The following is a 25,258-nucleotide window of genomic DNA, read 5'->3' as shown; positions in this document are numbered from 1 at the left end:
GGACGTCTCATGAAGTTAACCGATGATTTTTCAAAACAGGCGATTGATGCTGCAATAAAAATTGCAGCCATTGCCATGCTCGTCTATTGGTGTTTTTCAATTCTACGCCCATTCATTCTGTTGGTAGTGTGGGGGGCAATCATTGCGACTGCGCTATACCCAGTGGCAGTGGCAATTTCAAATAAAACGGGGATGTCGAAAGGCAAAGCGAGTGCATTACTGAGCTTTATTGGTGTGTTGTTGCTACTGATTCCGTTGGTGGCGCTTTCATCTGGTATTTACACCAGTGCATCAGATCTAATGACAGGGCTACAAGATGGCACTTTGTCTCTGCCTAAACCGAAAGAATCTTTGCAAGACATTCCGTTGATTGGTGAAAAAGTCTACGCGGCCTTGGTTCACGCTTCGTCCAATATAGAAAGTGTGTTCATCAAGTATGCGGAAGAGCTGAAGATATTCGCGACCAAAGCAGCGTCGGTTTTGGGTTCATTGGGCGGTGGCTTCATTCAATTTATCATCTCGACCATCATTGCTGGTGCGTTCATGAGTAACGCCGATAAATGCCAAACGGGTGTGACTCACTTAGTGGCGCGCTTAACAGACGGCAAAGGTGAAGAATTGGTTCAGCTTTCTAAATCGACCGTTCGTAGTGTTGTGCAAGGTGTGATTGGTGTTGCTGTGATTCAATCCATGATGTCGGCAATTGGTTTGGTGATTGCGGGCGTGCCTGCGGCTGCGTTTTGGGCACTGGCGGTATTGTTAATTGCAATCATCCAACTTCCACCGATTCTTGCTCTCTTACCAGCCATCATTTACATGTTCAGTGTTGAATCGACGCTAGCGGCAAGCTTGTTCTTAGTGTGGTGTATTTTGGTGAGTGGTAGTGACGCTATCTTGAAGCCTGTACTACTGAGCCGAGGTTCTCATATTCCAATGCTGGTTATTTTATTGGGTGCGCTAGGCGGAATGGCGATGTCAGGAATCGTCGGTTTGTTTGTTGGTGCCGTGATTCTGAGTTTGACCTATGAGCTAATGATGGCGTGGCTTGGGCTTGAAGAGAAAAACCAAGAAGAAGCAGATACAAACAAAGCAGAGACTGAGGAGAAATAGATGAAGGCAGTCTCGAAAGACGACAACTTCTACTTCTTATTCTACGCACTGTTGGTGTTGTTTTTTGGTTGCGCGGTGATGCAGCAGTTTTATCCGCAAGGCCAAAAAACGATTCTATTTTTGATCATTATTACCTTAGCGGTTTCGATTGTCGGCATTCATAAAGAGCGTTCTTTGTATCGCTCTTGGTATGGGTTGTTGTTAATCACCGCATCGGTGTCGGGTGTGTTTTCTTTCTTAGAAGGCTACAACCTATCGATTGTTACACTAACTGCCTTGGCCATCTTTCTGTTTTCACATATTTACTCGGCTTTAAGGCAGGTAATACAAGCTAAAACCGTCACACCCAATCACATCATCGGGTCCATCTGTATTTATCTGTTGTTGGGGTTTGCGTGGTCGACCATCTACTTGTTGATTTTAGAAATCTTTCCCAATGCATTTAATGGCTTAGAAGAGCAAATTTGGCTAACGAACTTGTTCAATGCGATGTATTTCAGCTTCATCACTCTAACAACGGTAGGCTATGGTGACATTTCACCTGCTTTGCCTATTGCTCAGTTCTTTGTGTTTATGGAGTCGATTATCGGCAGTTTTTACTTAGCGATTATGGTGGCGAGTTTGGTGAGTATTCGACTAGCTCAATCCCAGTCCTAATCGAGAAGATACAAAGAAGCCCGGCAATCGCCGGGCTTCTTTTGTTTTACGCTATTCAAAGTCAAACGTAGCTTTGAGATTGAGCTCGCTATGAGCTTCGAATCTTAGGTCTCAGTGCGAGCTAACACCTTAAGCCTCAGAGCCTTGGGTCTTCTCTAGCTCAGCAATAGTCGTTTGAGACACTAACTGACCGTCCATGTAGTAAGTCACGTTCTGACCTTCTTTGATACCAGTCAGCGTTGCTGTTTCACCACTGGTGTAGACGATATCCATTTGGATCGTGTTTTCGTCGATCTTAATCATCTCACCAGTCTCGATAGTGCGGTTGTTTGAGATTGGGCCGACAGGTGCCTCTTTTAGACTTGGGTCAAGTTCATCGTTAACTTTGAAGTGTGTGTCTGTTTTCGTATCGAACACGTGTGGCGCGCCGCTGATTGGGTTTTTACCCGTCCAGAATTCAAGTGAGTTGAATACTACGTAGTCGGCAGCGGTGGTAATACCGTACACAGGCGCTAATAAGAAGTTTACACCTGCACGAGCATAGCGGTTATCGACAACTTCAACGTTAAATTTCATCACTTTCCCTGTTACGGCGTTACTGCCGATACAACCAGTTAGCGCAGAAGCCAAAACCGTTAGTCCTACAATTTTAAGTGCAATCTTTTTCATTTTAGTACCTGTATAAGTTAGAAGTCTGTTTCGTTGGAACAGGTGTAGTATGGTTTTTATTCGATGGTCAGTTTTACCATTTAACGCCATTGGCGATATAAAGTGGTCACGCATTTGAAGCATCAAAATTTGGCTATGGGGAACTTAACTACAGAAAATACAGGCATAAAAAAAGCACGACCTAAAAGGGCGCGCTTAATTTTTTGAAAGGAAGAGTCGTGATAATAACAGCGGTTACTTCATGACATAGTTATAAGTCTTCACCGCAAGCCAACGGAAAAATCGGAATAAAAGGGTGGTGGCTTTAAAGATAAACTTGGCAATAGAGACTGTTGCTTCACCAGCAATGCTCACGCACTTATGTAAATCGGATTCTTTGTATTCTGAATAAGTCATGGTGTTCTCTCACTTCTCGCTGTTATTTCGCATATATAAGTAAAGACTCCTGTCTGGCTGTATACCCTGAGTGCGTAATGTACGAATATTCGCCGATCGGGACTTACCATTTAATGCCATGTGGTCTAAAAATTAGCCGAATGGGAATGTGTTGAGCGAATTTAAGCGCCTACCTAGGGTTAGCGCCTGAAGTAACCGAAAAACCGTGGCTAATAATGGTATGATCTCGGGCTCAGCACCGCGAGTTATAAAGAATAGGAAAGAGAATGAGCAACCTTACAGAACAGCAAGAAGCCGCAATGGCGACGTTTAAAGAAAACTTACACCTACCCAATGGTGGTTTTCATAAACTGATTATCGAGCTAAGTAAGGAATTTCAGTTGCCTTTTCAAAAGGTGCGTGCCGTTTTAAAGAAGGCTCAAAAAGACGTTGAACGTCAAATCCGCGAAGACTTTTCGAGTGTCGATGAAGCGGTTCTTAGCCAAGAAAATTGGCTGAGTATCATTAAATCGAAGCTGGTCGAACTGGCGGAAGATAACCAAACGGTCATGGATAAACTGCAACTCAACCTGAAATATCAAAAAGTGTTGGCTGCAACCAATGGTTCAATCGCAAGTGAAGACGAGCGTGATGAATTGATCGAAGAGTTGATTCAAGCTTATGAGAAAGAAGTGTTCAAACCTTTACTGGCAATGCTGCATACAACAAAGCTGTATTGGAAGTTAATGCTGGTGGATGAGACATGTAAGATGAATGAGGAGAATCGTGAGAAGTTCAGTGATTACCCTCAACACATGCAAGCTGCAGAACACTTATATACTCTGGATCAGAAGTTAAGGTCGATGCCGTTAACTTATTAGTCCGTGAATGCACTGATAATGACGCAGTGGTGATTCAGAGTTCGATATAAGTTGGTTTCAATAGAAGCACGATAACCTAGCTAGCGTTAGCCGCGTGTGAAATGCAAAAAGGGCTAGGTTTCAGATCTGTTTTACTTCTACTCTATTTTGTTCTGCTAGAGCGAATTGAGGGTGACATCTTTTATATCTTTGGAACTAGGCGATGTTTCTTTTTGTCGCCTTTGGGAAATGCTATAGGAGTGTGAAATGTCCTAGGGTGTTTCCGTTGCGCGAAACGATAGTTCCGATGCTGTCTCTTTCATTAAATTCAAAGTCGATGAGATAACTGTTGTGTTGTAGCTTGGGCAATATGTGGCGGTGGAGTATATCGCTATTGAGCTGTCGAATCTCGGTGACCCATGAAAGTTCTTCTTTGTGTAAATCTATTTTGATCTTGAGCATTTATTACCTTTTAGTTTATTGACTGTTTTTTCGCGTGATAGTTGGTACCAATGGGTTTGTCTTGTTGTTCTGCGTGACATAACTGTGCCTTGTGTTTATTACATTTATATTTAAGTGTTCGATCTATTTTGAATTCGCTAAAAAGAAAGCAAATGACGAATAGAACGGTAGTGGGATCTAATTGAGAAGCTATTGAATGACTATCTGGGTGAAAGCTGACGCAGAGATGGTGTAACGAGGAATCGAGAACTGTCTTTGTGGAACTTGGACTTACTTTAGCATTAACAGCTCTATAGATTAGAGCCAGGTGGCGAACTATACGCCTAGTTTTCAGAATTACAACCCTATTTTAAAATTAATTTAAAATAATTTTGATTTAAATATCACCACAATTTTAGCGCTAAAGAGAGAAATGGGTGGCGAACTTACTCTTTCTTAAGTAGTGCCACTGGCTATGCTGTTCGAACATAAGCTCTCCTCAAGAACTATCGGTCTTCTTATCTTGTCATTTGTAATTAACTCGCTGTTATATAGTAGTTTTACATTGTAAATTTCTCGCTCTTTCATGGCTCAAGGCGCGTATGTTGTGACTTTATGGTGATATCACTCTTTGAAATTTTCAGCCTTGCCTACTCATCCTTCATTTCTTCCTTCATTTGATTACTATTTATCCTTTCTGTTCTTCAATGCTGTTCAGCTATGTTCGTTTTGGATAGTGGTTTGGCAAAATGTGAATAATCACTTTTACGTTTCTGAATAATAAAGTTGTTGTGTACCTTAATTACTGCAAATATAATTGATAATAATTCTCACTTGCGTTACAAGTTTGTTGTCAAATCAATGACAGACTTTAAATTATCGTTATTTAGCAGTTGTGTAGGCCCCATACTCACCTATGAGTAATCAGACTTTCATTGTCATGAGTGGTGGTTTGTCTCAATGGCAAAGGAAGAAACATGAAGAAAACAATCAATTCAGTTCGCCGGTTATTGAGCGGGCTTGCTATCGTTCTTGCATCATCATTCATGATTACTGCTCAAGCAGAAACCGTGACTATTGAACACGTAAAGGGCACAGCGCAGTTTGATGAAGTGCCACAACGTGTCGTCGTTCTGGGTTTTGGTAGCTTGGATGTGCTAGATAAAATTGGTGTGAAGCCAGTAGGCGCGCCTCATAGCCTTATGCCTGATTACCTAGAGTCTTACAAAGAAACGACAGCAAACACTGGTTCGTTGAGCGAACCTGATTTTGAAGCTATCTACATGTTGAAGCCTGACGTGATCATCGCTGAAAACCGTATGCTTAAGGTTTACGACAAGTTGGCACAAATTGCTCCGACGATCATGTTCTCTATCGAAGGTGACAAGTACTGGGCTGACGCTCAAGAAAACTGGCGTGCACTAGGTCAGCTATTTGATAAGCAGGCTGAAGTTGAAGCGATCATCACAGAAACTCAAGATTCTATCGCAGCTGTAAACGACAAAGTAACGTCTGACGAAACCACAGCAATGATGCTGATGAACAACGGCAACAACATTGCGATGTTCAACAAAGGCAGCCGCTTCTCAATCATCTTTGACGACTTCGGTTACGTTGAATCAAAGAGTGCAACAGTAGCACCAATCAAAGGTACGCACGGTAACCTTATCTCTTTCGAATACATTGCAGATGCAAAACCTGAAGTGCTTTACATCTTAGACCGTGAGAAAGCGATTGGTAAGTCAGAAGGTCGTGCACCACAACTCTTTGATAACCCATTGGTAGCAGCAACACCTGCAGCACAGCAAGGCAACATCGTTTACCTTGATTCAAGTGCTTGGTACCTAGCTGGTGGCGGTGTGACAGCGATTCACAGAATGTTGGGTGACATTGAACGTACCATTCAACAGTAACCAATAATTAGATTTTCGGGCTTATAAGAACGTTCTTATAAGCCCTTTTTCACTTTTCATACGGGCTATCCGAGACCTACCTTTAGTATTATTTCTATGTTGAAACCCATTGCAGCTGCTGTATTTCTTGTTGTGTTATGCGTTGCGTCATTGATGATTGGGGTCGCTGAAATCAGTTTTAGTGACTTCTTCAATGGCAACCAACACGCTAACTCTATTTATATTGTTAGTCGAATCCCTCGTTTGCTCGCCATTGTACTGGCCGGTGCCGGTTTGAGTGTCTCTGGCTTGATCATGCAGCAAATCGTTCAAAATAAGTTTGCCGCGCCTTCAACGATGGGAACGATCGACTGTGCCATGTTGGGTTACATCGTTGGTATTTTAGTGCTAGGTAATGCTGCGCAATGGAGCTACTTAGGTTTCATCTTCGCGTTTGCTGTGTTCGGCACCATGTTATTGGTTCGCTTCCTACAACACCTCAAGTTCAAGAACGCAGTATTGGTGCCTTTGATTGGCATCATGTATGGCAACGTGGTTTCCGCACTGACGACATTTATCGCTTACAAGTATGACTTGGTACAAACCATGTCGGCGTGGACCATGGCGAACTTTGCGAGCGTGTTGCAAGGCAGCTACGAAATTCTTTATCTCGCAGTGCCTGCTTGTGTGTTGGCTTATTACTTTGCGAGCCAGTTCAGTGCGGCGAGCATCGGTGAGAGCTTCGCGAAAAATATCGGTTTGAATTACCAGAAGATCGTCTTCATTGGTGTAGCTCTTGTCGCTATCTGTGCTTCTTCTGTGGTTATGATTGTTGGCGTTATTCCATTCCTTGGCCTTATCGTGCCGAATGTTGTGTCGCTAATGATGGGCGATAACATGAAGAAGATTCTGCCTTGGACGGCCTACTGGGGGGTGATTTTGGTGTTGGCTTGTGACTTGTTAGCGCGAATCGTCATCTTCCCTTATGAGATTCCAATCTCAATGGTAATCAGCATCTTTGGTGGCTTGATTTTTATCTACCTAATCATGAGAGATAAGTCGAATGCGTGATTCAGTAAAAATTGCGATTCTGGCTATCGCGTCTTTGGGTATGACCGCGGTTTTTGTGGGGCAGGGACTTACGTGGGATAACTACGAGTTCTTCCTGTCTTTACGACTACCAAAACTGTTGTCGATTGTGTTGGCTGCGGTGGCGATCTCTGCGTCGTCATTGGTTTTTCAAACCATCACTAATAATCGAATTTTAACCCCGTCCATCTTGGGCTTTGATAGTTTATACATGCTGGTTCAAACGGTGCTTCTGTTTGTATTTGGCAGTACGAGCTTCTGGGTAATTGATTCCATCGCAAACTTTTCGATGTCTGTGACAGTGATGATCTTGTTCTCTTTTGCTCTGTTCCACTTCTACTTTAAGAGCAAGCGAAACAACGTATTCACATTGCTGCTGATTGGTATCGTGTGTGGCAGCGTATTCTCGAGCTTGTCTAACTTCTTGGCGATGTTGATTGATCCGAACGAGTTTGCGGTGCTGCAGAATGTGATGTTCGCAAGCTTCAATAACGTGAAAGGTGAACTGGTTTATCTCAGCCTTGTTCCGTTAGGTTTGAGCTTGTTGGGATTATGGGTGTTGGCGCCTAAGCTCGATGTGCTTTGGCTTGGTGTCGACAACGCGACAAGCTTGGGTGTGAACACCAAGCGACTGACTCAGATTACTTTGGTGATTGTGTCGGTAATGGTGGCAGTATCTACGGCTTTGGTTGGCCCAGTGCTTTTCTTTGGCTTGATCACTGTGAGTTTGGCTCGTCAGATATTCAGATCTTATCAGCACCGTACTCTTATCATTGCTAGTAGCTTATTAGCAGTGGTGTTACTCGTTTCTGGCCAATGGTTCATTGAAAAAGTGATGTCGTTTGAAACCACAGTGAGTGTGATCATTAACTTGGTCGGCGGTTTGTATTTTATGTTCTTGTTGTTACGCACCAGAATTCAGTAAAGGTAGTAAGTAGTGATTAAATTAACAGGTTTAAGTAAGAAGTATGGCAAATCACTCGTGGTGGATGATGCCAGCGCTATGTTCCCGAAAGGGGAGGTGACTTCTATTATTGGCCCAAATGGTGCGGGTAAAAGTACACTGCTTTCAATGGCGAGTCGCTTAACAGACAGTGATGCTGGTGAAGTGATCATTGGCGACAAGTTACTGGCTGAATGGGATACCAAAGAGCTGGCTAAGCACCTCGCGGTATTAAGACAGTCGAACAACATCAATATGCGATTTACGATTCGCGAATTGGTGTGTTTTGGTCGTTTCCCACACTCACAGGGCCGCTTAAAAGACGAAGATCATAAGATCGTTGATACTGCACTAGAGCACCTTGGTATTACTGATATTCAAAACAAATACCTTGATGAGTTGAGTGGCGGTCAGCGTCAAATGGCGTTCATCGCAATGGTTGTGGCGCAAGATACAGACTATGTGTTCTTAGATGAACCTCTGAACAACTTAGATATTAAACACTCTGTAGAGATCATGCAGACGCTGCGTCGTTTAGCGCATGAGTTTAATAAAGCAGTAGTGATTGTAATTCACGACATCAACTTTGCTTCTTGTTACTCAGATAACATTGTCGCGATGAAAAAGGGCCAAGTGGTTAAGTCGGGTAAGGTTTCGGAAGTAGTTGAAAAATCAGTGATGGAATCGATCTACGAGATCCCGTTTGAGATTCGTGAGTTCGATGGCGTTCGAATCTGTATGTACTATTCGGGTCGTTAGACTTATTAGTATTTAGCTACAGAAAGGAAAGAGCTCCCGTATGAGGAGCTCTTTTTGTTTCTCGTTATCGGTTCTTTTGCCAACGCGTTTTAATGGTCGAAAGCTTGATTACCCAAAATAAAGTGAGTTGCATAAAAGGAGAACAACTGAATTTACCAGTGAATTGTTTAAACATTGCCCGCCGAAATTCTGGCATGCATATGAGCTCAACGTTAGTTTGATGTCACTCGAAGATCTACTCTTCATTTTTAACAATCATTTGTCATTTTCATGTTGAGTGGTGTGAAAAGCCATCTACACTATGATTATAACTGTTTGATTTTTATACGAGGCATCAATGAGTCGTAAACCAATAGTGTTAGTCGTAGATGACACACCAAGTAACTTGGATGTTTTAACTGCAATACTCAAAGATACCTACCAAGTAAAGGTAGCCATTAACGGTACCATTGGCATCAAGATAGCAAAGATGGTGCCACAGCCTGATCTAATCCTTCTCGATATCATGATGCCTGACATCGATGGCTACGAGGTGTGCAGTCAGCTAAAAGCACAGCCGAATACCGCGCATATACCGATTATATTTGTTACTGCCAAAATTGATCCTGAAGCTGAAGTGAAAGGGTTGTCTTTAGGCGCTGTTGATTATTTAACGAAACCTATTACCCCTGAAATTGCTCTACAGCGTGTGAAGACCCATATTACGTTGTATGACCAACAACGCGCTTTGTTCAGTCAGGTCAAAGAGAAAACCCAAGAGATCAACCTTGGCAAGCTAGAGACTTTAAATATCTTGGGTAGGGCGGCTGAATTCAAAGACAATGAAACGGGCATGCACGTTATGCGCATGAGCCATTATTGCGAGATCTTAGCCAAAGCCTTGGGCATGACAGACGAAGACTCGGAAACCTTGCGTGATGCTGCGCCTATGCACGACATTGGCAAGATTGGTATTCCTGATAGCGTGTTACTTAAGCCGGGTAAGTTGGATGCTGACGAATGGACGATTATGCAGAAACACGTTGAATTCGGTGTCGAGATACTTGGCAGGCAGAGTGATTCCAAACTAATGCAAATAGCCATTCAAGTCGCGCAATATCACCATGAAAAGTGGGACGGCAGTGGTTACCCAAATCAGATAGCAGGCGAAGATATTCCTTTAGTCGGCCGTATCGCTGCGGTTGCCGATGTATTTGATGCTTTGACCGCAGAAAGACCTTACAAAAAAGCGTGGAGTGTCGATGAAGCGTTGAGTTTGTTTGAAGATCAGAAAGGCAAACACTTTGACCCGAAAATCGTAGAGCTGTTGTTTGACAACTTACCTCAGATTTTAGCCATTAAAGAAAGATTCAAAGATGATTAATCTCTTCACTAGACGTTGTGCATTCGTGTTGGAGTTAAAAAACAGAGTCGTCCTATTCACGATGTGGTTATTGGCGGGGCTATGCTTCAACGGGAGTGTTAGCGCCGCCGAAGTGACAGACGCTCAGCTAAACCGCTGGCTCGATAACAAACCCACGATTACTTTCATCGCACTGGCTAACCATTACCCTTACTCATTCATCGATGATGATGGAAGAGTGTCTGGCATCATCAAAGACTGGGCAATAGATCTTGAAGACAGATTCGGTGTCCATGCTCGTTTCATCAGCGTTAACTCACGTGTAGAAGCAAAAGCCGCACTACTCGATGGGCGAGGCGATGTGTTCCCTTTTCAGCAGTTTGACCCAAGCGAAGGCGGCCGCTTTTTAGCAAGCGATCCTTATGTTCCGTATCAAGTGGCTGTGATTGTGCCTATCGACAACGTCATCGATACTAACTTAGACCAGACTCACAAACGCCGCATAGCGATGGTCAATGAAAACATAGACTTACAGAAAGCTGGCGTTCAATTGAACTCTATTGAAAGAGTCGATTTTGATAACGTTATTGATGCGGTGCGCGCCCTAGGTGAGGGAGACGTCGACGGGATCGTTGGTGAACCCATTACGACCATGGATCTTGCTAAAAATATTGGTGTTCATGATTTAACGATCAATTACGTGCTTGAGCACTGGAAAAGACTCGAAGCATCAATGGTCGTGCGAACGGATGAGGAAGAGCTACTGACGCTCCTCAACAAGCAGGTAGCGACCTTTGATATCGACAAAAAGAATAAGATTTTATCAAAGTGGTTGGACAGCTCCCCTTATCGAGTGCCGCTAAAGGGCGTATTTGGTTTTGGTAACCCTCCGTACATGTACCCAGACAGTACAGCAGTAGGCCTCGAACACGACATTATCCAACGTGCACTGAACGACATGGGCTACAAGTTAGGTGACGTTGTCACGCTTCCTCCTAGTGCAGCCAGAAAAGCCATCGATAACAACAACTCAATATCTTTTGTTTCCGGTGTTCAGTTTGATGATCCTGAAGCGCACTTCCTAAGTGATAGCGTCCTTGATGTAGAGTTTGTCCCTGTGTCTCTCGTGCGACGTGATCTCAAGCTTCAATCTCAGAAAGATCTTTCAGTAGGCGCACTTTTATTTGATGACACTTCACCAATAAAAAAATCCGTTGAGACGCTCAGGGACAAACTAGATATTGATCGTGTTGAAGACTATGAGAGCCTTGAATCGGCGTTTTCACAACTACGGGCTCAAAACGTTGATGTGTTGATGGTCGAGAGACGTGTCTTGGAGTGGTTTGTCACTAACACTCGTTTCATTGAGATGGTCGAGTTGCAACTGCACGACAGCTATAAAGTCACGTACCCCATCTATGTCGACTTTAAGACCGAAGAGCTGAGAGACGGTTTTAATGCGGCAATAGAGGACCTAAAGCTCGCTGAAGATGGATTAAGCACCATCATTGATACCCATGTTGAGGGTGATTTAAGCCAAGTGCTTAAGAAAGCGAACGTGATTGCGCAGATATCAGCGTATTTCATCGTTAACGACCGCTTTGAAGAGTTGACCGAGGTGTTCGAAATCTTCGATACGGATAGCTCCTTCCAGGTGATCACCGCGCAAGCTGATAATAATAATCGCCCCATTAAAGCTTGGTACATCGGTAACCTTGTTGATGATATAGGGGAGAAAAAGAATACCTCTCACTTTTCATCTGTCACCAAGGTGGCGAGCTATCGTACAAAGGGTGGCACGACTAATTCTGGCTCAATGACTTTCTATTTTGATACTAAGTCGCTTGAGAAAAAGCACGTTTATTTCCCCGCTGTTGAGCAGTTCAGTTCGTTTGGTGACGCCGCCAAGCGTTACATTGCGGACATTTATCAAGCAAATAATCTGACGGGCGAAATCCTAAACCTAAGCCAAGCTGAAAGAGAGTGGGTGAAGAACAATCCGGATGTGAGAATTGGTATCGATCCGGATTCGCTGCCTTATGAAGCGGTATCCAGTACTGGCGAATACATCGGGATGATTGATGACTACTTAACCTTGGTCGAGCAGAAAACAGGGTTGAGAATTCAACATGTCGATGTGGCGAATTGGTCAGAGACCCGAAGTTTAGTCGATCATGATGAAGTCGATGTCGTCTCTGCAGCTCAAGAGAATCGCTCGTTGGGAGACAATGTAAAACCCGTTAAGAGCTTCTTTTCAAGCCGTTTAGCGCTCGCATCAAGACGAGACGTGAGTAGTTTAGTGCTTGAGGAAGCGACGGGGTGGAAAATTGGTATTCTTAGGAATGCAGCCAACACCGATCCGATTGTCGATAAATACCCGAATGTTGACTGGGTATTGGTCGACGCCACCGCCACAGGCCTTACCATGCTGGATGATGAGAGCTTGGACGGCATGATCGATACTGTTGATGTCCTCAATTATCTGATTGATTCATACGGTCACCGAGAGGTGGGGATTATCGGGCGACTGGACTTTTTCCTTTCTCCGACCTTACATGTGACCAAGTCAGAACCTTTGCTTTATTCTATTTTGGATAAGGCAATTGCTAACATTTCCGCAGAAGAACATCAGAAGATCTCAGCAAAGTGGGCGGCACCTAAAGCGATAGAGAGAGTCGACTACCAGTTGGTTTACACCATTTCGGCTTTCTCGCTGGTTATCCTTCTGCTTATTATTTTCTGGAACCGTAAGTTAGCGAAGCAGATCAGCATTGCTAATGAAGCGACTGAAGCCCTCAAAAAGGCGCAGAACCAACTCTACAATATGCTCAATAGCTCTCCGATTGCTGCTGCGGTGGTATTCAAGGAGCAGGTTCGTTATGCCAACGATACCGCAAAACGCTTGTTCGTCGTAGAAGGCGAAGAGCTCGATGATATTGACGTGTCAGCGATTCATGACTCGTTAACGGTACGTGAAGAGGTACACAAGGAGCTTAAACTCAACGGTAAGGTGGAAAACAGAGAGTTAGTGCTGCGTAAGTCAGATGGCACTCGCTTCGTGGCGCTCGTGAGCTACTACCTGTTTGAACTCGATGGGGAGATCGCCACACTGTTTTGGGCGTTCGATATCTCAGAAATGAAGTACCTCAATGAGCAGTTGGCTGAGGAAAAAGAGAGAGCGGATCTCGCAAGCCAAGCGAAGTCGGAATTCTTGGCTAACATGAGCCATGAAATTAGAACGCCAATGAACGCGATTATTGGCTTGTCTTATCTCGCGATGGGAGAGATCGTTAATCCAGTAGCAAGAACCTATGTTGAAAAGGTTCACCGTTCAGGTCACTCGTTGTTAAGCATCATTAATGACATTCTCGATTTTTCTAAGATAGAAGCAGGTCAGCTCTTAATCGACAATATCCCATTCAACTCTCTGACAACTTTCCACGATGTGATTGAGTTGATGGACTCGAAGGCAACAGAGAAACAACTCAGCTTGTCGATGTCGATAGACCCCGAGTTAGACACACCCCTTCGAGGCGATCCACTCAGGCTGTTCCAAGTTGTGCTCAACCTTATTGGCAATGCGATTAAGTTTACGGCAAAAGGCAGCGTGGCGTTAACTGTGTCTCATGTCAGATCAAACGAAGACAGTTTGACCATGAAGGTGAGTGTGACAGACACCGGTATTGGTATCTCAGATGAGAACCTACACAAGCTGTTTGAAGCGTTTAGCCAAGCGGATACCACTACAACACGTCGATTTGGCGGTACTGGGTTAGGGCTTAACATCAGCCAGAAATTGGTTTACGCGATGGGAAGCAAAATAACGGTTGAGAGTGTGCTAGGACAAGGCAGTGAGTTCTCTTTCGAGCTGACATTACCTAGAGCGACTCATGAAGAGTTAACGCAGTTTAAAGCCCAAGAGCTGCAGTTGGATTATCAGATAGAGTTCAAAGGGCAAAAGGTACTTCTGGTTGAAGACAATGAACTCAACCAAGACCTTGCTTTGGCTTTCTTCAGTAATTCAAAGTTAGATGCTGACCTTGCACAGAACGGTCGAGAAGGGTTAGAGATGGCTCGTAACAATGATTACGAGATGATCTTTATGGATCTTCAAATGCCGATTATGGATGGCTTTGAAGCGACAAGATTGATTCGTGAGTTTAATAAAGAAGTGCCTATTATTGCGATGTCGGCCAACGTGTTTGCCGATTCTAAACAAAGAGCAAGGGAAGCGGGCGTCACGGACTTTTTGGATAAGCCGATCATTATTGATAAAGCGACCTCTTTGATTTCTAAATACATTGTTCCGGAGTTACTGGTCGAAGGGAAACCGTCAGCCAATACATCTGCGAAACCACAGCAGAAAGACGGTATGAAACTAAGTCATGAGGTTGAATTAGGCTCTGGTGGCGCGAGTTTGCCTATTTTTTCTAAGCTTCGATTTGAACAGCTCACCAATCATGACGTTGAATTACAAGCCAAGGTGCTGAATAGGTTCTGCCAAGGTGCGCCTGAGATTATGGCAGAAACGTTCGATAACCTAACGCAACTCGAATGGGTGACCTTAGAACGAAATCTGCATACGCTGAAAAGCATGGCGGCTTCGATTGGTGGGTTACGATTAGCAGAGTTACTCAGTGATTTAGAAAGCAAAGCTCACAACAAGGCGTGTGATGAGCATGACCTTAAACAAGGAGACTCTGGGTTAGCCGAATTAATTCAAGCGGTCGAGAGCGAGTTTGAGACGTCATGCACAGAGAAAGCAGAGATTAGTCTTGATGATGGTTCTGACTCATCTAGCCTCACCTCAGAGCAACGTAGTAAGTTATTATCACTGCTGGATGCTTATGATAATGATGCGACGCAATACGTGTCGGAGTTGCTCATCGAGTATCCACATTCGGATGTCTTGAAAGAGGTGCGAAGTGCGTTAGAGAATTACGATTTCGAGCGAGCTAATGAAGTGCTTAGTACCTCTGAATAGCCGATTACACATATCACTTCAATATTAAAGCCTTTAACTCTTACAGCGAATTAACTAAAGGCTTTAATCTTATCTATGTGCTGAACTAATGGCTGACATTTTGCTTGATGAGATCAATCACCGTGTTGTATCGGTGTGGCAGTTTTCGGTTTCGCTTTTGAACCAAATATAAGGTTTCTTCCACTTCCACCTTCGGCGGCACAACGTGCAGCTTGTCCCTTTCAGCGAAGTGCTCAACGGCTCCTGCGGGTAATACAGTGAACCCCAGCCCCTTAGAAACAGGTAATAGAATCTGGTGAAGCTGATTGATATAGCCAGATGTCGGTATTTCGTTGATGTTAATGTTCGCGAGATCTTTATCCCCGCAGAGATCGAAGTACAAAGACAGATAGTGAGCGGAATCGGGGTGAGCAATCAGGCCTATCTCGTGCAGAACTTGTGGGGTAATTTCTAGACCAGCAAGGCTGTGATGCACAATAAGACACAAGGCTTCTTTGCCTATGACTTGGCTTTGGTAATAACTGTCGTTAGGTGAGTGCCTTACAATACCGATATCCGTTGTGCCTTGCAGCAGGTCGTTCAATATCTTCTGGTTCGGTGCCGCTTCGAGGTGGATGTTTAGCTCTCGGTGTTGCTGCTGAAGTTCAAGAAACTCTGGATAAAGGCGCAAAGAGAGTGAGCCTGAACATGAGACGTTACATTGCCCAGAATATGGATTATCGAAGCTCAAAGATTCGAACAGATCTTCTTGGTCTTTCTCTAGCTTGAGTGCATAACGATACATAATCCGACCTTGTTCGGTCAGTTCGAAGCTCTTATTTTCCCGAGAGAGTAGGTCACAGTTGCAAGCTTGCTCAAGCTTTTTGATATGTTGGCTCACGCCTGGCTGTGTCATATACAGCTTTTCTGCGGTTTGGGTGAAATGACCAACTTCAACCAGAGTCTTAAACGTATTGAGCCAAAGTGGATTAATCATACTCACCTTTGAATGCTAATGCCTATGGATAAAGGCTTATAAGTAATAGAGCCTCTAAATCACAAAGCTTATGAATAACAAAAAATTATTATTATCTTAAGTCATGATAATTTCAACGTTCAGAACGTCAAGCCGAGAAGAACACTGCATCTTTGGTGGAATACTGTTCGAAATTGAGACTGGTGGTTGCTTGGTTGAGTGCTTTCGTGAGCTCATCAGAAGTAACAAAGTGTTGCGACTTTGTTGGATTTTTGGTCTATTGACCAACTGTGCTCATATTTAGGAACGAAGATGAATAGAAATGTTTGGCTGCTTTCACTGTGTCAGGCCTTATTGATGACGGGTAACATCTTACTGATCTCGGTGATTGGCTTGATAGGTAAGCAGATTGCACCCAGCGTCAGCATGATTACTTTGCCTGTTGCGCTTCAGTTTTTAGGCTTAATGGCAGCCACGATTCCAGCGTCTTTAATTTCGGGTAAGCTAGGACGAAAGAGAGGGTTTAGCATTGGTAATGTCGTGGGTATTACAGGGGCAAGCCTTGCTACTTACGCGTTATCTCAGCAACATTTTTACTTGTTTTGCTTCGCCACATTTTTGCTCGGTATCGGTATTGGCTTTGGTACGCTTTATCGCTTTGCTGCTATCGAAGTGTGTGATGAAAATGCACGACATCGAGCCATTTCTATCTCGATGGCTGGTGGCGTTCTTGCTGCAGTACTGGGGCCGAACTTAGCGATTATGTCTCAGCAGTGGTCGCAAGATGGTTTGTACATTGGTGCCTTTGCTTCTTTGATTGGATTGAACATTCTTGCGTTACTCATCTTACAAACCATTCAATTTCCGAAAGTCTCTTTTAATAGTCAGGCACCCAAAGCCGATCCTCTGAGTGTGGTTGTGAAAGCGCCTAACTTTATCGGTGCTGTGTTTGCAGCCATGGTCGCTTATGCAGTGATGAACATTCTAATGACGGCGACACCATTGGCGATGATCGGCTGTGGATTCGACTTTACTAAGGCCGCCGGTGTGATTGAATGGCACGTGTTGGGTATGTTTGTTCCGGCATTTTTTACTGGCTCACTTATCGAGAAGTTCGGTTCGCGAATGATGATTTTGGCGGGTGGGGTATTATTTGTTGTTTGTATTGCTATCAATATTCATGGCGAATCTATCTGGCACTTCAGAGCGGCGTTGGTGGTACTTGGTGTCGGTTGGAACTTTATGTTCATCGCTGCGACAGGCTTGTTTAGCCAGTCTTATCAGTCTCAAAATAAAGCTAAGGCGCAAGCATTTAATGAATTCGTTGTGTTTGGTTGTGTGACCGTTACGGCATTGCTATCTGGTTGGCTAGAATCGACTGCAGGGTGGCAGAACCTAAATATCTACGTATTACCATTCGTGTTAGCGGTTATCTTACTGTTCGCGTTCAGCGCACGTAAATCACGCATTCAAAAGCAGCCTGTATAACGAGTATCGAGTGTGAATTAGTCAATCTATTGCTGAGAGCAAATTACGATTCCTTGGAATACAGACAAAAAAATATCCGCCTTCTTAGAAGGCGGTTTTGCTTTATAACCCCCTAGAAGGGGGCGTCCGCGCTATCAGTTCTTCAATAACTGCAGTTGTTGTTCATACTCTATGTCCTGCTTGTCTTGGTGCCGTACATATCGTCGAATGACTTCTGTGATGAACTTCTGTAATCGCCCATGTGGTTGTTTCCTCTTACTTGTGGTGAATAAGAGGTTACTTCTAACATGGGCACTTCTTCAGGCTATAGCCTCAAGGAGCAATCACCACCGCCCTAGGCGGTGGTTTTGAGGAGCCAATAAAAAGCCCTACCATGTCGGTAGGGCTTTTGCTTACGGCCTAAATAATAACGTTTTCTTAAAACTGCTGTCTTGGCTTATATCCTATGACAACAGTACTTAAGCTTGGTTTATCAGTACGCTCGTTATTGGTTACGTACTTATTTCAATGACTTGAGGTTGGAGCGACTTACAGGTCGACCATAATGGTCTTAGTCGTAATCCCGCCTTGGTCATCGATTACCTTCAAGGTCACCTCATGTTTCCCGTATGAAGGGAAGATAGAAGTGTATGTGCGACCTCGTTTCACTTTTCCATTTGGAAGCGTCCATTCAGTATCAACGATACGACCATCACTGTCTGAGCTTGTTGACCACATGGTTACCCAACGTCCCAAGTGGATGTACTTCGCACTTGCTTCCGGTAGGGCGTTTGGAGATTCAACATTCACTACAGAGCTGAACGAATCAGTGGCGCCTTTGTCGTCGACAACAGTCAAGCTCACCGTGTAATCACCGGCTTGCTCGTAAGACCAAGTTGGTGCCATTTCGTTGCTTGTTGCACCGTTACCAAAGTCCCATAGGTAGCGAGTAATTTCACCGTCTTGGTCAGAACTGAAGTTGCTTGCAGAAACATTGAGACCATTAACGTTAAGCTCGAAGTTCGCAGTAGGCGTGATGTTGTGTTGGCTTACTTTAGATAAGCGCACCACACCGTACTCGTTGTTGTCACTCTGATTCACAATATCAACCGCTAAACCAAACTCAGTCAGGATACGCCCTGAATCGGGTGCTTGAGGTGATGTGTAATCTTGGTCATCAGAGAAGCTGGCATTGCCCACCAAACTGGTGTCTTCGAGTACGTCATTGTCACTGTTTACAAGTCGCATTGGCGTGTGATCTTTGAGTGAGAACGCAGCATCACGAACTTGGTAGCGAGTTGGAGCAACTTCGCCTGAGTTTTCCCATACCATGGCATTTTGGTCTGCGTCTACAACACCTAACCAGCCTTCTCCTGGGTGTTTGCCAACCCAGTTGTCGGTAAGAGATTCGTCTACATACCAAATGATCAGACCCGGATCGAATGACATCAATTGACCCATGCGTTTGATGTTAGCTAGGCCTTCATCAACGTCCATGTGGCTGCGCCATTGCAGTAGATAGTAGTGCTGAGCTTGATGGAATCCATTACTTAGCTTGTAGCCATTAAGGGCGAAGGTTGAATTGCTTTCACCATCGTCTATCTCGGTTACGTTACCATCAACAACCACGGTAAGGTTATCCAGATAGAAACCTTCCATCGCCAAGCCACCGTCTGTGATGTACTCAAACGAAAGCTCTACTTCTTGGCCTGTCCATTGTGAAACGTCAAACTCAGCATCAACCCAACCGCCAGACTCACCACCAATCGCAGGGACTAGACCCGTGTTGTATGGGTCATCCATTGAGGTGATGTTGCCTGCGATGGATTGTCCGTTCACGAGTACGCGTGCAAAGTCGTAATCTTTCTCGATTTCGTACCAAGTTTTGAACGAAAGCAGCGCTGAATCACCCGCTGGAATCACCAACTTACGAGTCATGCTGTTTTTAAGGTCATCGCCTTTTTGTGAGTGGAAAGAGTACTCACCAGCAAACGGTTTTAAACCCTCGATCTGTTTCTCTGGAAGATCCACTTTAATCATGTTCGGACGGCTGTTGTCCGTGGTTTGGAACAGCGTATAAACCTGTGGGTTGTCTTCTAGGTCATCAATTGAGATTTGATCATCGTTAATCCAACGACCACCAATCGACTTCTGTAGGAAGTGTTTTGCCCAAGAACTGAATGCGGTTGGTTGAGTACCACCAATTTGACCAGCCCAACTGCCAGAAGACATGATAGACCAATAAGAGACAGGTTCACCTTTGCCTGTGTATTGCGTGTCATACTCGTCTGGCAGACCTAAATCGTGACCATATTCGTGAGCACAAACACCGGCTGCGGCATCGATCGGTTGAATCGTGTAATCAAATGCCGCGTATTGGCCGTTAAAGCGGTCTGGAAGCGAGCTAGAGGTGCCTTCTAACACATGTGTACGACCTAGGTTGAATCGGTGAGACCAGATTGCATCAGGGCCTAACACACCACCACCGGCTTCTTCGCCAACAGATGCGTGGAACACCATTAGGTGATCAATCACGCCATCGGGTTCACGGAAGTTTCCATCGCCGTCGTAATCGTAACGATCTTCGATGTCGTAATCGGCTAGGTTGATGCTCGGATCTTGAGCCAATTGATTGAGCGCTTCGCGAACCAGTTCTTGTGCGTTCAAGTCATTGTCGGTAGTCGGGGAGTTGCCACCATAGAAGGACGCAGGCTTAGAGGCGCGATACCAACCCGCAGCTTGGCCCGCAACGCTGTAACTGTCACCCGATTCACTTTGGTAATATTGGCGCATCGAGATTAGGTTTTCGCCATTCGGCCCTGTGTAACCCGAATTTGAAAACAACAATTCTTGATAATGTTCAGGGTTGTAGCTCTCGTAGAGCATTTGTGTGTGCTCTTCGGTTAGCCTGTTGTCATCCCAGTTCAAATCCGGGAAATCGACTAATAGCGCGAGTACTTTATCGGTACGCTTTGTGCCGACTTCCAAAGCAAATACGCTCGCTTTTTTTACGCCAGACCCTTTTTCGATGGCTTTAAGTATTTTCGCTCGTTGCTCTAGTGCTTTTTTACCGAATTGAGCATCGCCTTTAAAGCCAGAGTTGATCTTGTTCTTTAAATAACGGTCAAGAGCATCGTGTTTTGCAATATCGCTTGCGTCTTGTTCGACTAAGCCTTGTCTTACTAGCATTTCAATCAGTTTGTCTTCATTAACAACACCTAAATCAATCGGTGTTTTAGCATAACTACTGACGCTAAATAGAGTAAGCATTGCTGAAGCTAGCAATGTTTTTCTCATTATCTTCATTACATTTCCTTTTTGTATTTCCATGTCGATATCAGAATCAACTCGCCTTATTCAGAATGGTTGTCCGAGTTTGGCTTAATACACTCTTTTGGTGTTTTAGGTATCTGACGTTTATTAGTTAACTTGTTTTTGCTTTCTATCTCGTTTGTATTACCAGACTCATTGGTACTTTCTATTTCTTGCTTATTTTTCAAATCAAACTGACTGCCTTTCACATGCTTTGCGTTGAGATAGATACGTAAAGCTTCGCGGTTGTCCTCGTAGGTTAAGCCGGGACAAATAACGCCTCGTTCAATCAATGACTTGAGCAACAGTTCATCATTCTCAATGGTGGAAGCCTGTGACAGTGAGGAAAAAAGTAGAACCATTAAAGCCATTGTTTTGTGCGACATTTTTATATCAAGCCATCAGTTTTGATTATGTAACAAAATATATTTATAAAATTAACCAATCAAACTGATAATTATCACAAATCATTATCCGTTCCGCTTTCAACATTAAGAGTTAATATCAAACAAGATCGGCTATTTATTTTATTGTCAGTTATTTAGTGAATTTGGACGCATTAATAGTTGATAGTCTTAATAATTAATAACAATGTTAGGCTTATGGTTACTATGCCGGAGAGTGCTTTATATAAGGTATCGGAGATTAATTAACTAGCGTGATGTTCTATTTTTCACGTTTAATAAATGCACGTAATAATTGAGTGATTAGTAAATACTCATTCGCAAATTATTTTCACGAGAAATAGTATTAATTAATTATTCAAGCATGATTTAAAGTACTTCACGGAGGGGTATTGACGTTTGAACAGTGATACGGGGTGATGGAAGAGAGAAAAGAGCCCAAGTTTAGGCTCTTTTTTAATAGGTAAACGAATGTTTAGCGTTTCTAAGATTGAGATACATCGCGATAAAAATAACGCTCACAAACACTTGGGTTGATGCGCTTGATGACGTTAGATATTAAAGCAATAACGAGCACAGAGAATACGAGCCTTCCCCAGAATATGGTGTAGAAATCGGCTCCTATCAGTAGGATCAACAAAGTATCCTCTATCAGACTGTGGAGTAGGTTGAGCAACATGATCGCTGTGAATACGTCTCTTGCGGAGATGTGTCCCTTTTTCGCTTCATTGATTAATAATCCGCCCCCAAACGAAAGGCCAAGAGTAATCCCTATGATGGTTAGGTTGGTCGCGTCTTTGCTGATTCCCAACAACCTCAGGAATGGTCTCAACATGACTGCCATCAGTTTTTCAATTCCAACAAGCTTTAAGATCTTGAGTAGCAGCAATAGAGCTGAGATCACCATGAAGATAACCGCAAAACTCTTAATCTGATCCAAGGCCCAGGTGAGGTAACTTGTATCCGTTGATACTTCCGGTTGCCAAAGCACAGTCGCGGGGTAGTTGAGTAAGTCACCATATTGATAACTGAGGTTCAGCAGCCATGCTAATACCAAGCTGCCGCCGACTCTGACTGATAACGTTGCCAACCAACTCACGCCTGCTTTTTTGGCTATTGCACCTTCGATAGGCAGTGAATGGGCGAGAAGCATCATGCTGCCTAATACGGAGGCTTGAGCGACAGTAAGGGGAACATCGGAACTGATGAGAATAATCAACCCAGCATAGATGTTAGTGAGTATGGTGGTTGCCCATACCAAGCCCATCTCTTTTGGTAAGCCAACGCTTTCCATTATAGGGCTTAACCATTCGCTAAGAATCACGATACCGCCGAGCTCTTCGATCACTTTTATCACGATAATGATTGGAATCATGATTCGAAAAAGCGTCGAGGTGACATCGAAAATCTCTTTAAAGAGTTCTTTAAAAAATTGATAAGTGAATTTCATTGTTACGACCATTATTCGATTGTGTTGTATGAGAAGATCTTATCGCGATTGTTGTGATCGTAATTTTGAAATGGCTTTGTAAAGTTGCGTTAGATTTTTTAATTATCGTAGTATTAGAAATTATAAGTCACAAAACTATGGTTCTAAGAAATTATGGAAATAGACCGTATAGATCGAAGCATACTGGTAGAGCTTCAAAAGAATAACCGAATTCCTAATCAAGCGCTGGCTGAGATTGTTGGCTTATCACCGCCTGCTTGCTTGAAGCGAGTGAAGCGCCTGAGAGAAGAGGGCGTGATCGTGTGTGATGTGTCTATCATCAATCCTGAGCTTACTGGCAGTAAGGTGACTTTGGTTGTATCTGTGGAAATGGAGCGAGATCGAGGGGACATCTATCAGATATTTCGTCACTCTATTTCGAAGGCTGCGGAAGTAACTCAGTGTTATCAAATTTCTGGCAGCTTTGATTTCATGTTGATTGTTACGGTCAAAGATATTCAAGCCTATGAAGATTTTGTGGAGCGGGTGCTGCGTAAAGATTTAAACATACGAAAGTTCCACACCTCTGTATCAATGAGAACGGTGAAGTTTAGTACCGCAGTAAACTTAGAAGAGTCATAAACGTTAGCTTGAAGATATGTGATGCATTGAGGTTTGTGAGGTCACTGGCTTATTTTTGTTTAAATAGCAGGCATTTACACAAAATGTGATGTTCACATTTTGTCATAACTTTAATAATTGTATATATTCCTCGCCTAAAATAATAATTAACAAAAGTTAATATAATGACTGTCAGCTCATCTTCTCAATCTCGTGAAACGCTTCTCAGCGAAAACGAACAACTTGTCTCGACGACCGACCTTAAGGGCGTGATTACTTATAGTAATGATGCTTTTTGTCGCATCGCAGAATACAGCCAGCAGGAATTGCTAGGGCAACACCACAATATTGTCAGGCATGGTGATATGCCTAAGGCGGCGTTTGCCGATATGTGGGTTAATCTTAAGCAAGGTAAGGCTTGGCGCGGGATCGTAAAAAATAAGACTAAATCTGGTGGATATTACTGGGTTGATGCTTACGTTACCCCAATCTACGAGAGCGGAAAGGTGAGTGGTTATCAGTCTGTTCGTGTTAAACCGAAGAATGAGTGGGTGCAGATTGCAGATAAGGCCTACCAAGGGTTATTGAAGGCTGAAAAATCTGGCCGCCAATGGTCATTACAGATTAGTGATAGTGTTCGCTATGCCGTGTTGCTTGGCTCTCTGGCAGCGCCTCTGATTTCAAATCTTGTCGAAGTAGGGCAAGTATCCCAATGGCTTTTTAGCTTGCTGCCTGTTTCTGCATTAGCCCTGCTTTTCCGACAAGAGCTGATTGATACTCCTTTACAGCTGAAAAAACTGCAGTCGAAATTTGATAGTGTGAGCCGCCTCGTTTATTCAGGTAACAGCAAATTCTCAGTGGCCGATTTTCACTTAAAGTTGTTGTCAGCTCGAATTCGCACGGTACTCGGCCGTATGACCGATTCTGCGAAACCACTGCAAGATTTGGCTGATAACCTGAATGCCACATCATTTGAAGTATCAGAAGCGTTAGATCAACAAACCAAAGACATTCTACAAGTGCGTGAAGCAACGGAAGAAGTTGAAGTCACGGCAAATGAGGTTTCTTCTCGTACTGAAGAAGCGCATCAGATTGTTGATGTGACTCTACAAACCTGTGTGGGTGCTAAAGAGAGTATTAACCAAACTCACCGCAACCTTGAAAACCTAGCTTCACAGGCCGAGAAAGCAACACACACGACGTATCAATTGAGCGACCAAGCGCAGAGCGTCAGTAAGATCATGGAAGAGATCGGTGGCATTGCCGAGCAAACCAACCTGTTGGCATTGAACGCGGCGATAGAAGCGGCGAGAGCGGGCGAACAAGGTCGAGGTTTCGCAGTTGTTGCTGATGAAGTGCGGGCGTTATCGGGTCGAACATCTAAGGCGACGGTTCAAATCAAAGAGAGCATTGATACCATGCTCGCAACGATTGAAGGCTGGCAAAAAGATATTCTGGCTAACAGAGAACAGACAGACGCGTGTGGCGATGTAGCAAAGGTAAGCTCAGAACGTTTATCGGAAGTTGAGAACCTGATGCAATCGATGAACGAGTTGATGCAGTCGGTAGAAAGCTCTGCGCATAAACAGCGTCAGCTATCGAGTGATGTAAATCTTCATATGCAGTCTATCGCTTCAACGGCTGAGCAAAACCTGGTTGCGACGCATTCTGTTAAAGACCATTCAACAGAGCTGAAAGAGCAAGTGAACGAGTTCTATCAACTAGCGAAGCGTTTTGAAGAAAAATAGCTCTCAAAGATAATTAGAATGAGAAATAAGAGAAAGCCTTGCGAAATTAGCAGGGCTTAATTATATGGTCCGCCTCACTCTCAAGCCCTTAAGCTTAGAGTAGGCTCTCAGAATGAGGTGAACCATATGTCTTCTATTCATATTTTAGGTATCGACCTAGGTAAACATTGCTTCCATGCTATCGCACATAACCGTTGTGGC

At 43.8% G+C, this 25,258-nt stretch carries 19 protein-coding genes; 12 read left to right on the top strand and 7 right to left on the bottom strand.

The features are described 5' to 3' along the window. Nucleotides 1–9 precede the first annotated feature (9 nt). A complete protein-coding gene (locus L1D37_RS16300) occupies nt 10–1,110 on the top strand; it encodes an AI-2E family transporter (RefSeq protein ID WP_239848471.1) in 1,101 nt (366 codons plus the stop codon). Next, complete coding sequence (locus tag L1D37_RS16295; protein WP_017629922.1) at nt 1,111–1,767, top strand: potassium channel family protein; 657 nt, start codon at nt 1,111–1,113, stop codon at nt 1,765–1,767. Between the two features lie 129 nt (nt 1,768–1,896). Here the strand turns inward: L1D37_RS16295 and L1D37_RS16290 are convergent, their stop codons facing one another. Further along, on the bottom strand, nt 1,897–2,436 hold the full coding sequence (locus L1D37_RS16290) for a DUF3332 domain-containing protein (protein WP_239848470.1): 540 nt from the start codon (nt 2,434–2,436) through the stop codon (nt 1,897–1,899). Nucleotides 2,437–2,670: 234 nt separating this feature from the next. Beyond that, nucleotides 2,671–2,832: a hypothetical protein gene (locus L1D37_RS16285; RefSeq protein ID WP_239848469.1), complete on the bottom strand. Its 162-nt coding sequence runs from the start codon at nt 2,830–2,832 to the stop codon at nt 2,671–2,673. Between the two features lie 266 nt (nt 2,833–3,098). Here L1D37_RS16285 and L1D37_RS16280 point away from each other — a divergent pair, with 266 nt between their 5' ends. Next, a complete protein-coding gene (locus L1D37_RS16280; protein ID WP_176679491.1) occupies nt 3,099–3,692 on the top strand; it encodes a hypothetical protein in 594 nt (197 codons plus the stop codon). A gap of 231 nt (nt 3,693–3,923) precedes the next feature. Here L1D37_RS16280 and L1D37_RS16275 read toward each other — a convergent pair whose 3' ends face one another. Further along, nucleotides 3,924–4,133 (bottom strand): hypothetical protein, encoded by a 210-nt coding sequence (locus L1D37_RS16275; RefSeq protein WP_017631719.1) that lies wholly within the window; start codon nt 4,131–4,133, stop codon nt 3,924–3,926. Between the two features lie 956 nt (nt 4,134–5,089). On the opposite strand from L1D37_RS16275, the gene L1D37_RS16270 reads away from it, so the two are divergent. From L1D37_RS16270 to L1D37_RS16245, 6 genes are all read left to right on the top strand, one after another. Beyond that, nucleotides 5,090–6,025, top strand: coding sequence for an ABC transporter substrate-binding protein (locus L1D37_RS16270; RefSeq protein ID WP_239848468.1), 936 nt, complete (start codon nt 5,090–5,092; stop codon nt 6,023–6,025). A gap of 96 nt (nt 6,026–6,121) precedes the next feature. Continuing rightward, on the top strand, nt 6,122–7,075 hold the full coding sequence (locus L1D37_RS16265) for an iron chelate uptake ABC transporter family permease subunit (protein ID WP_176679493.1): 954 nt from the start codon (nt 6,122–6,124) through the stop codon (nt 7,073–7,075). Continuing rightward, complete coding sequence (locus tag L1D37_RS16260) at nt 7,068–8,018, top strand: iron chelate uptake ABC transporter family permease subunit (RefSeq protein ID WP_239848467.1); 951 nt, start codon at nt 7,068–7,070, stop codon at nt 8,016–8,018. The genes L1D37_RS16265 and L1D37_RS16260 overlap by 8 nt, the downstream gene beginning before the upstream one ends. Before the next feature lie 12 nt (nt 8,019–8,030). Next, nucleotides 8,031–8,795 carry an ATP-binding cassette domain-containing protein gene (locus L1D37_RS16255; protein WP_016794500.1) on the top strand — a complete coding sequence of 255 codons (765 nt, stop codon included), beginning with the start codon at nt 8,031–8,033 and terminating at the stop codon, nt 8,793–8,795. A 337-nt stretch (nt 8,796–9,132) separates the two neighbouring features. Next, nucleotides 9,133–10,158 carry a two-component system response regulator gene (locus L1D37_RS16250; RefSeq protein WP_239848466.1) on the top strand — a complete coding sequence of 342 codons (1,026 nt, stop codon included), beginning with the start codon at nt 9,133–9,135 and terminating at the stop codon, nt 10,156–10,158. A gap of 61 nt (nt 10,159–10,219) precedes the next feature. Beyond that, entirely contained in the window at nt 10,220–15,121 is a 4,902-nt protein-coding gene (locus L1D37_RS16245; protein WP_239848547.1) for a transporter substrate-binding domain-containing protein, read from the top strand. Between the two features lie 85 nt (nt 15,122–15,206). Here the strand turns inward: L1D37_RS16245 and L1D37_RS16240 are convergent, their stop codons facing one another. After that, entirely contained in the window at nt 15,207–16,097 is an 891-nt protein-coding gene (locus L1D37_RS16240) for a LysR family transcriptional regulator (RefSeq protein WP_239848465.1), read from the bottom strand. A 291-nt stretch (nt 16,098–16,388) separates the two neighbouring features. On the opposite strand from L1D37_RS16240, the gene L1D37_RS16235 reads away from it, so the two are divergent. Then, entirely contained in the window at nt 16,389–17,564 is a 1,176-nt protein-coding gene (locus L1D37_RS16235) for an MFS transporter (RefSeq protein ID WP_239848464.1), read from the top strand. Between the two features lie 528 nt (nt 17,565–18,092). Here L1D37_RS16235 and L1D37_RS16230 read toward each other — a convergent pair. From L1D37_RS16230 to L1D37_RS16220, 3 genes are all read right to left on the bottom strand, one after another. Continuing rightward, entirely contained in the window at nt 18,093–20,849 is a 2,757-nt protein-coding gene (locus L1D37_RS16230) for an immune inhibitor A domain-containing protein (RefSeq protein WP_239848463.1), read from the bottom strand. 47 nt (nt 20,850–20,896) lie between these two features. Next, nucleotides 20,897–21,241 carry a hypothetical protein gene (locus L1D37_RS16225; RefSeq protein ID WP_239848462.1) on the bottom strand — a complete coding sequence of 115 codons (345 nt, stop codon included), beginning with the start codon at nt 21,239–21,241 and terminating at the stop codon, nt 20,897–20,899. A gap of 502 nt (nt 21,242–21,743) precedes the next feature. Continuing rightward, a complete protein-coding gene (locus tag L1D37_RS16220) occupies nt 21,744–22,709 on the bottom strand; it encodes a hypothetical protein (RefSeq protein WP_026084336.1) in 966 nt (321 codons plus the stop codon). A 153-nt stretch (nt 22,710–22,862) separates the two neighbouring features. Between L1D37_RS16220 and L1D37_RS16215 the strand changes: the two genes are divergently transcribed. Together L1D37_RS16215 and L1D37_RS16210 are read left to right on the top strand one after the other, a co-directional pair. Next, a complete protein-coding gene (locus L1D37_RS16215; RefSeq protein WP_239848461.1) occupies nt 22,863–23,330 on the top strand; it encodes an Lrp/AsnC family transcriptional regulator in 468 nt (155 codons plus the stop codon). A gap of 164 nt (nt 23,331–23,494) precedes the next feature. Beyond that, a complete protein-coding gene (locus tag L1D37_RS16210) occupies nt 23,495–25,057 on the top strand; it encodes a PAS domain-containing methyl-accepting chemotaxis protein (RefSeq protein ID WP_239848460.1) in 1,563 nt (520 codons plus the stop codon). The last annotated feature ends 201 nt before the right edge of the window (nt 25,058–25,258 follow it).

It is taken from the genome of Vibrio sp. Isolate33 (assembly GCF_022397895.1).
Taxonomy (GTDB): domain Bacteria; phylum Pseudomonadota; class Gammaproteobacteria; order Enterobacterales; family Vibrionaceae; genus Vibrio; species Vibrio pomeroyi.
Note: the sequence above shows the minus strand (reverse complement) of the source record. Positions and strands in the feature narration are given on the sequence as shown.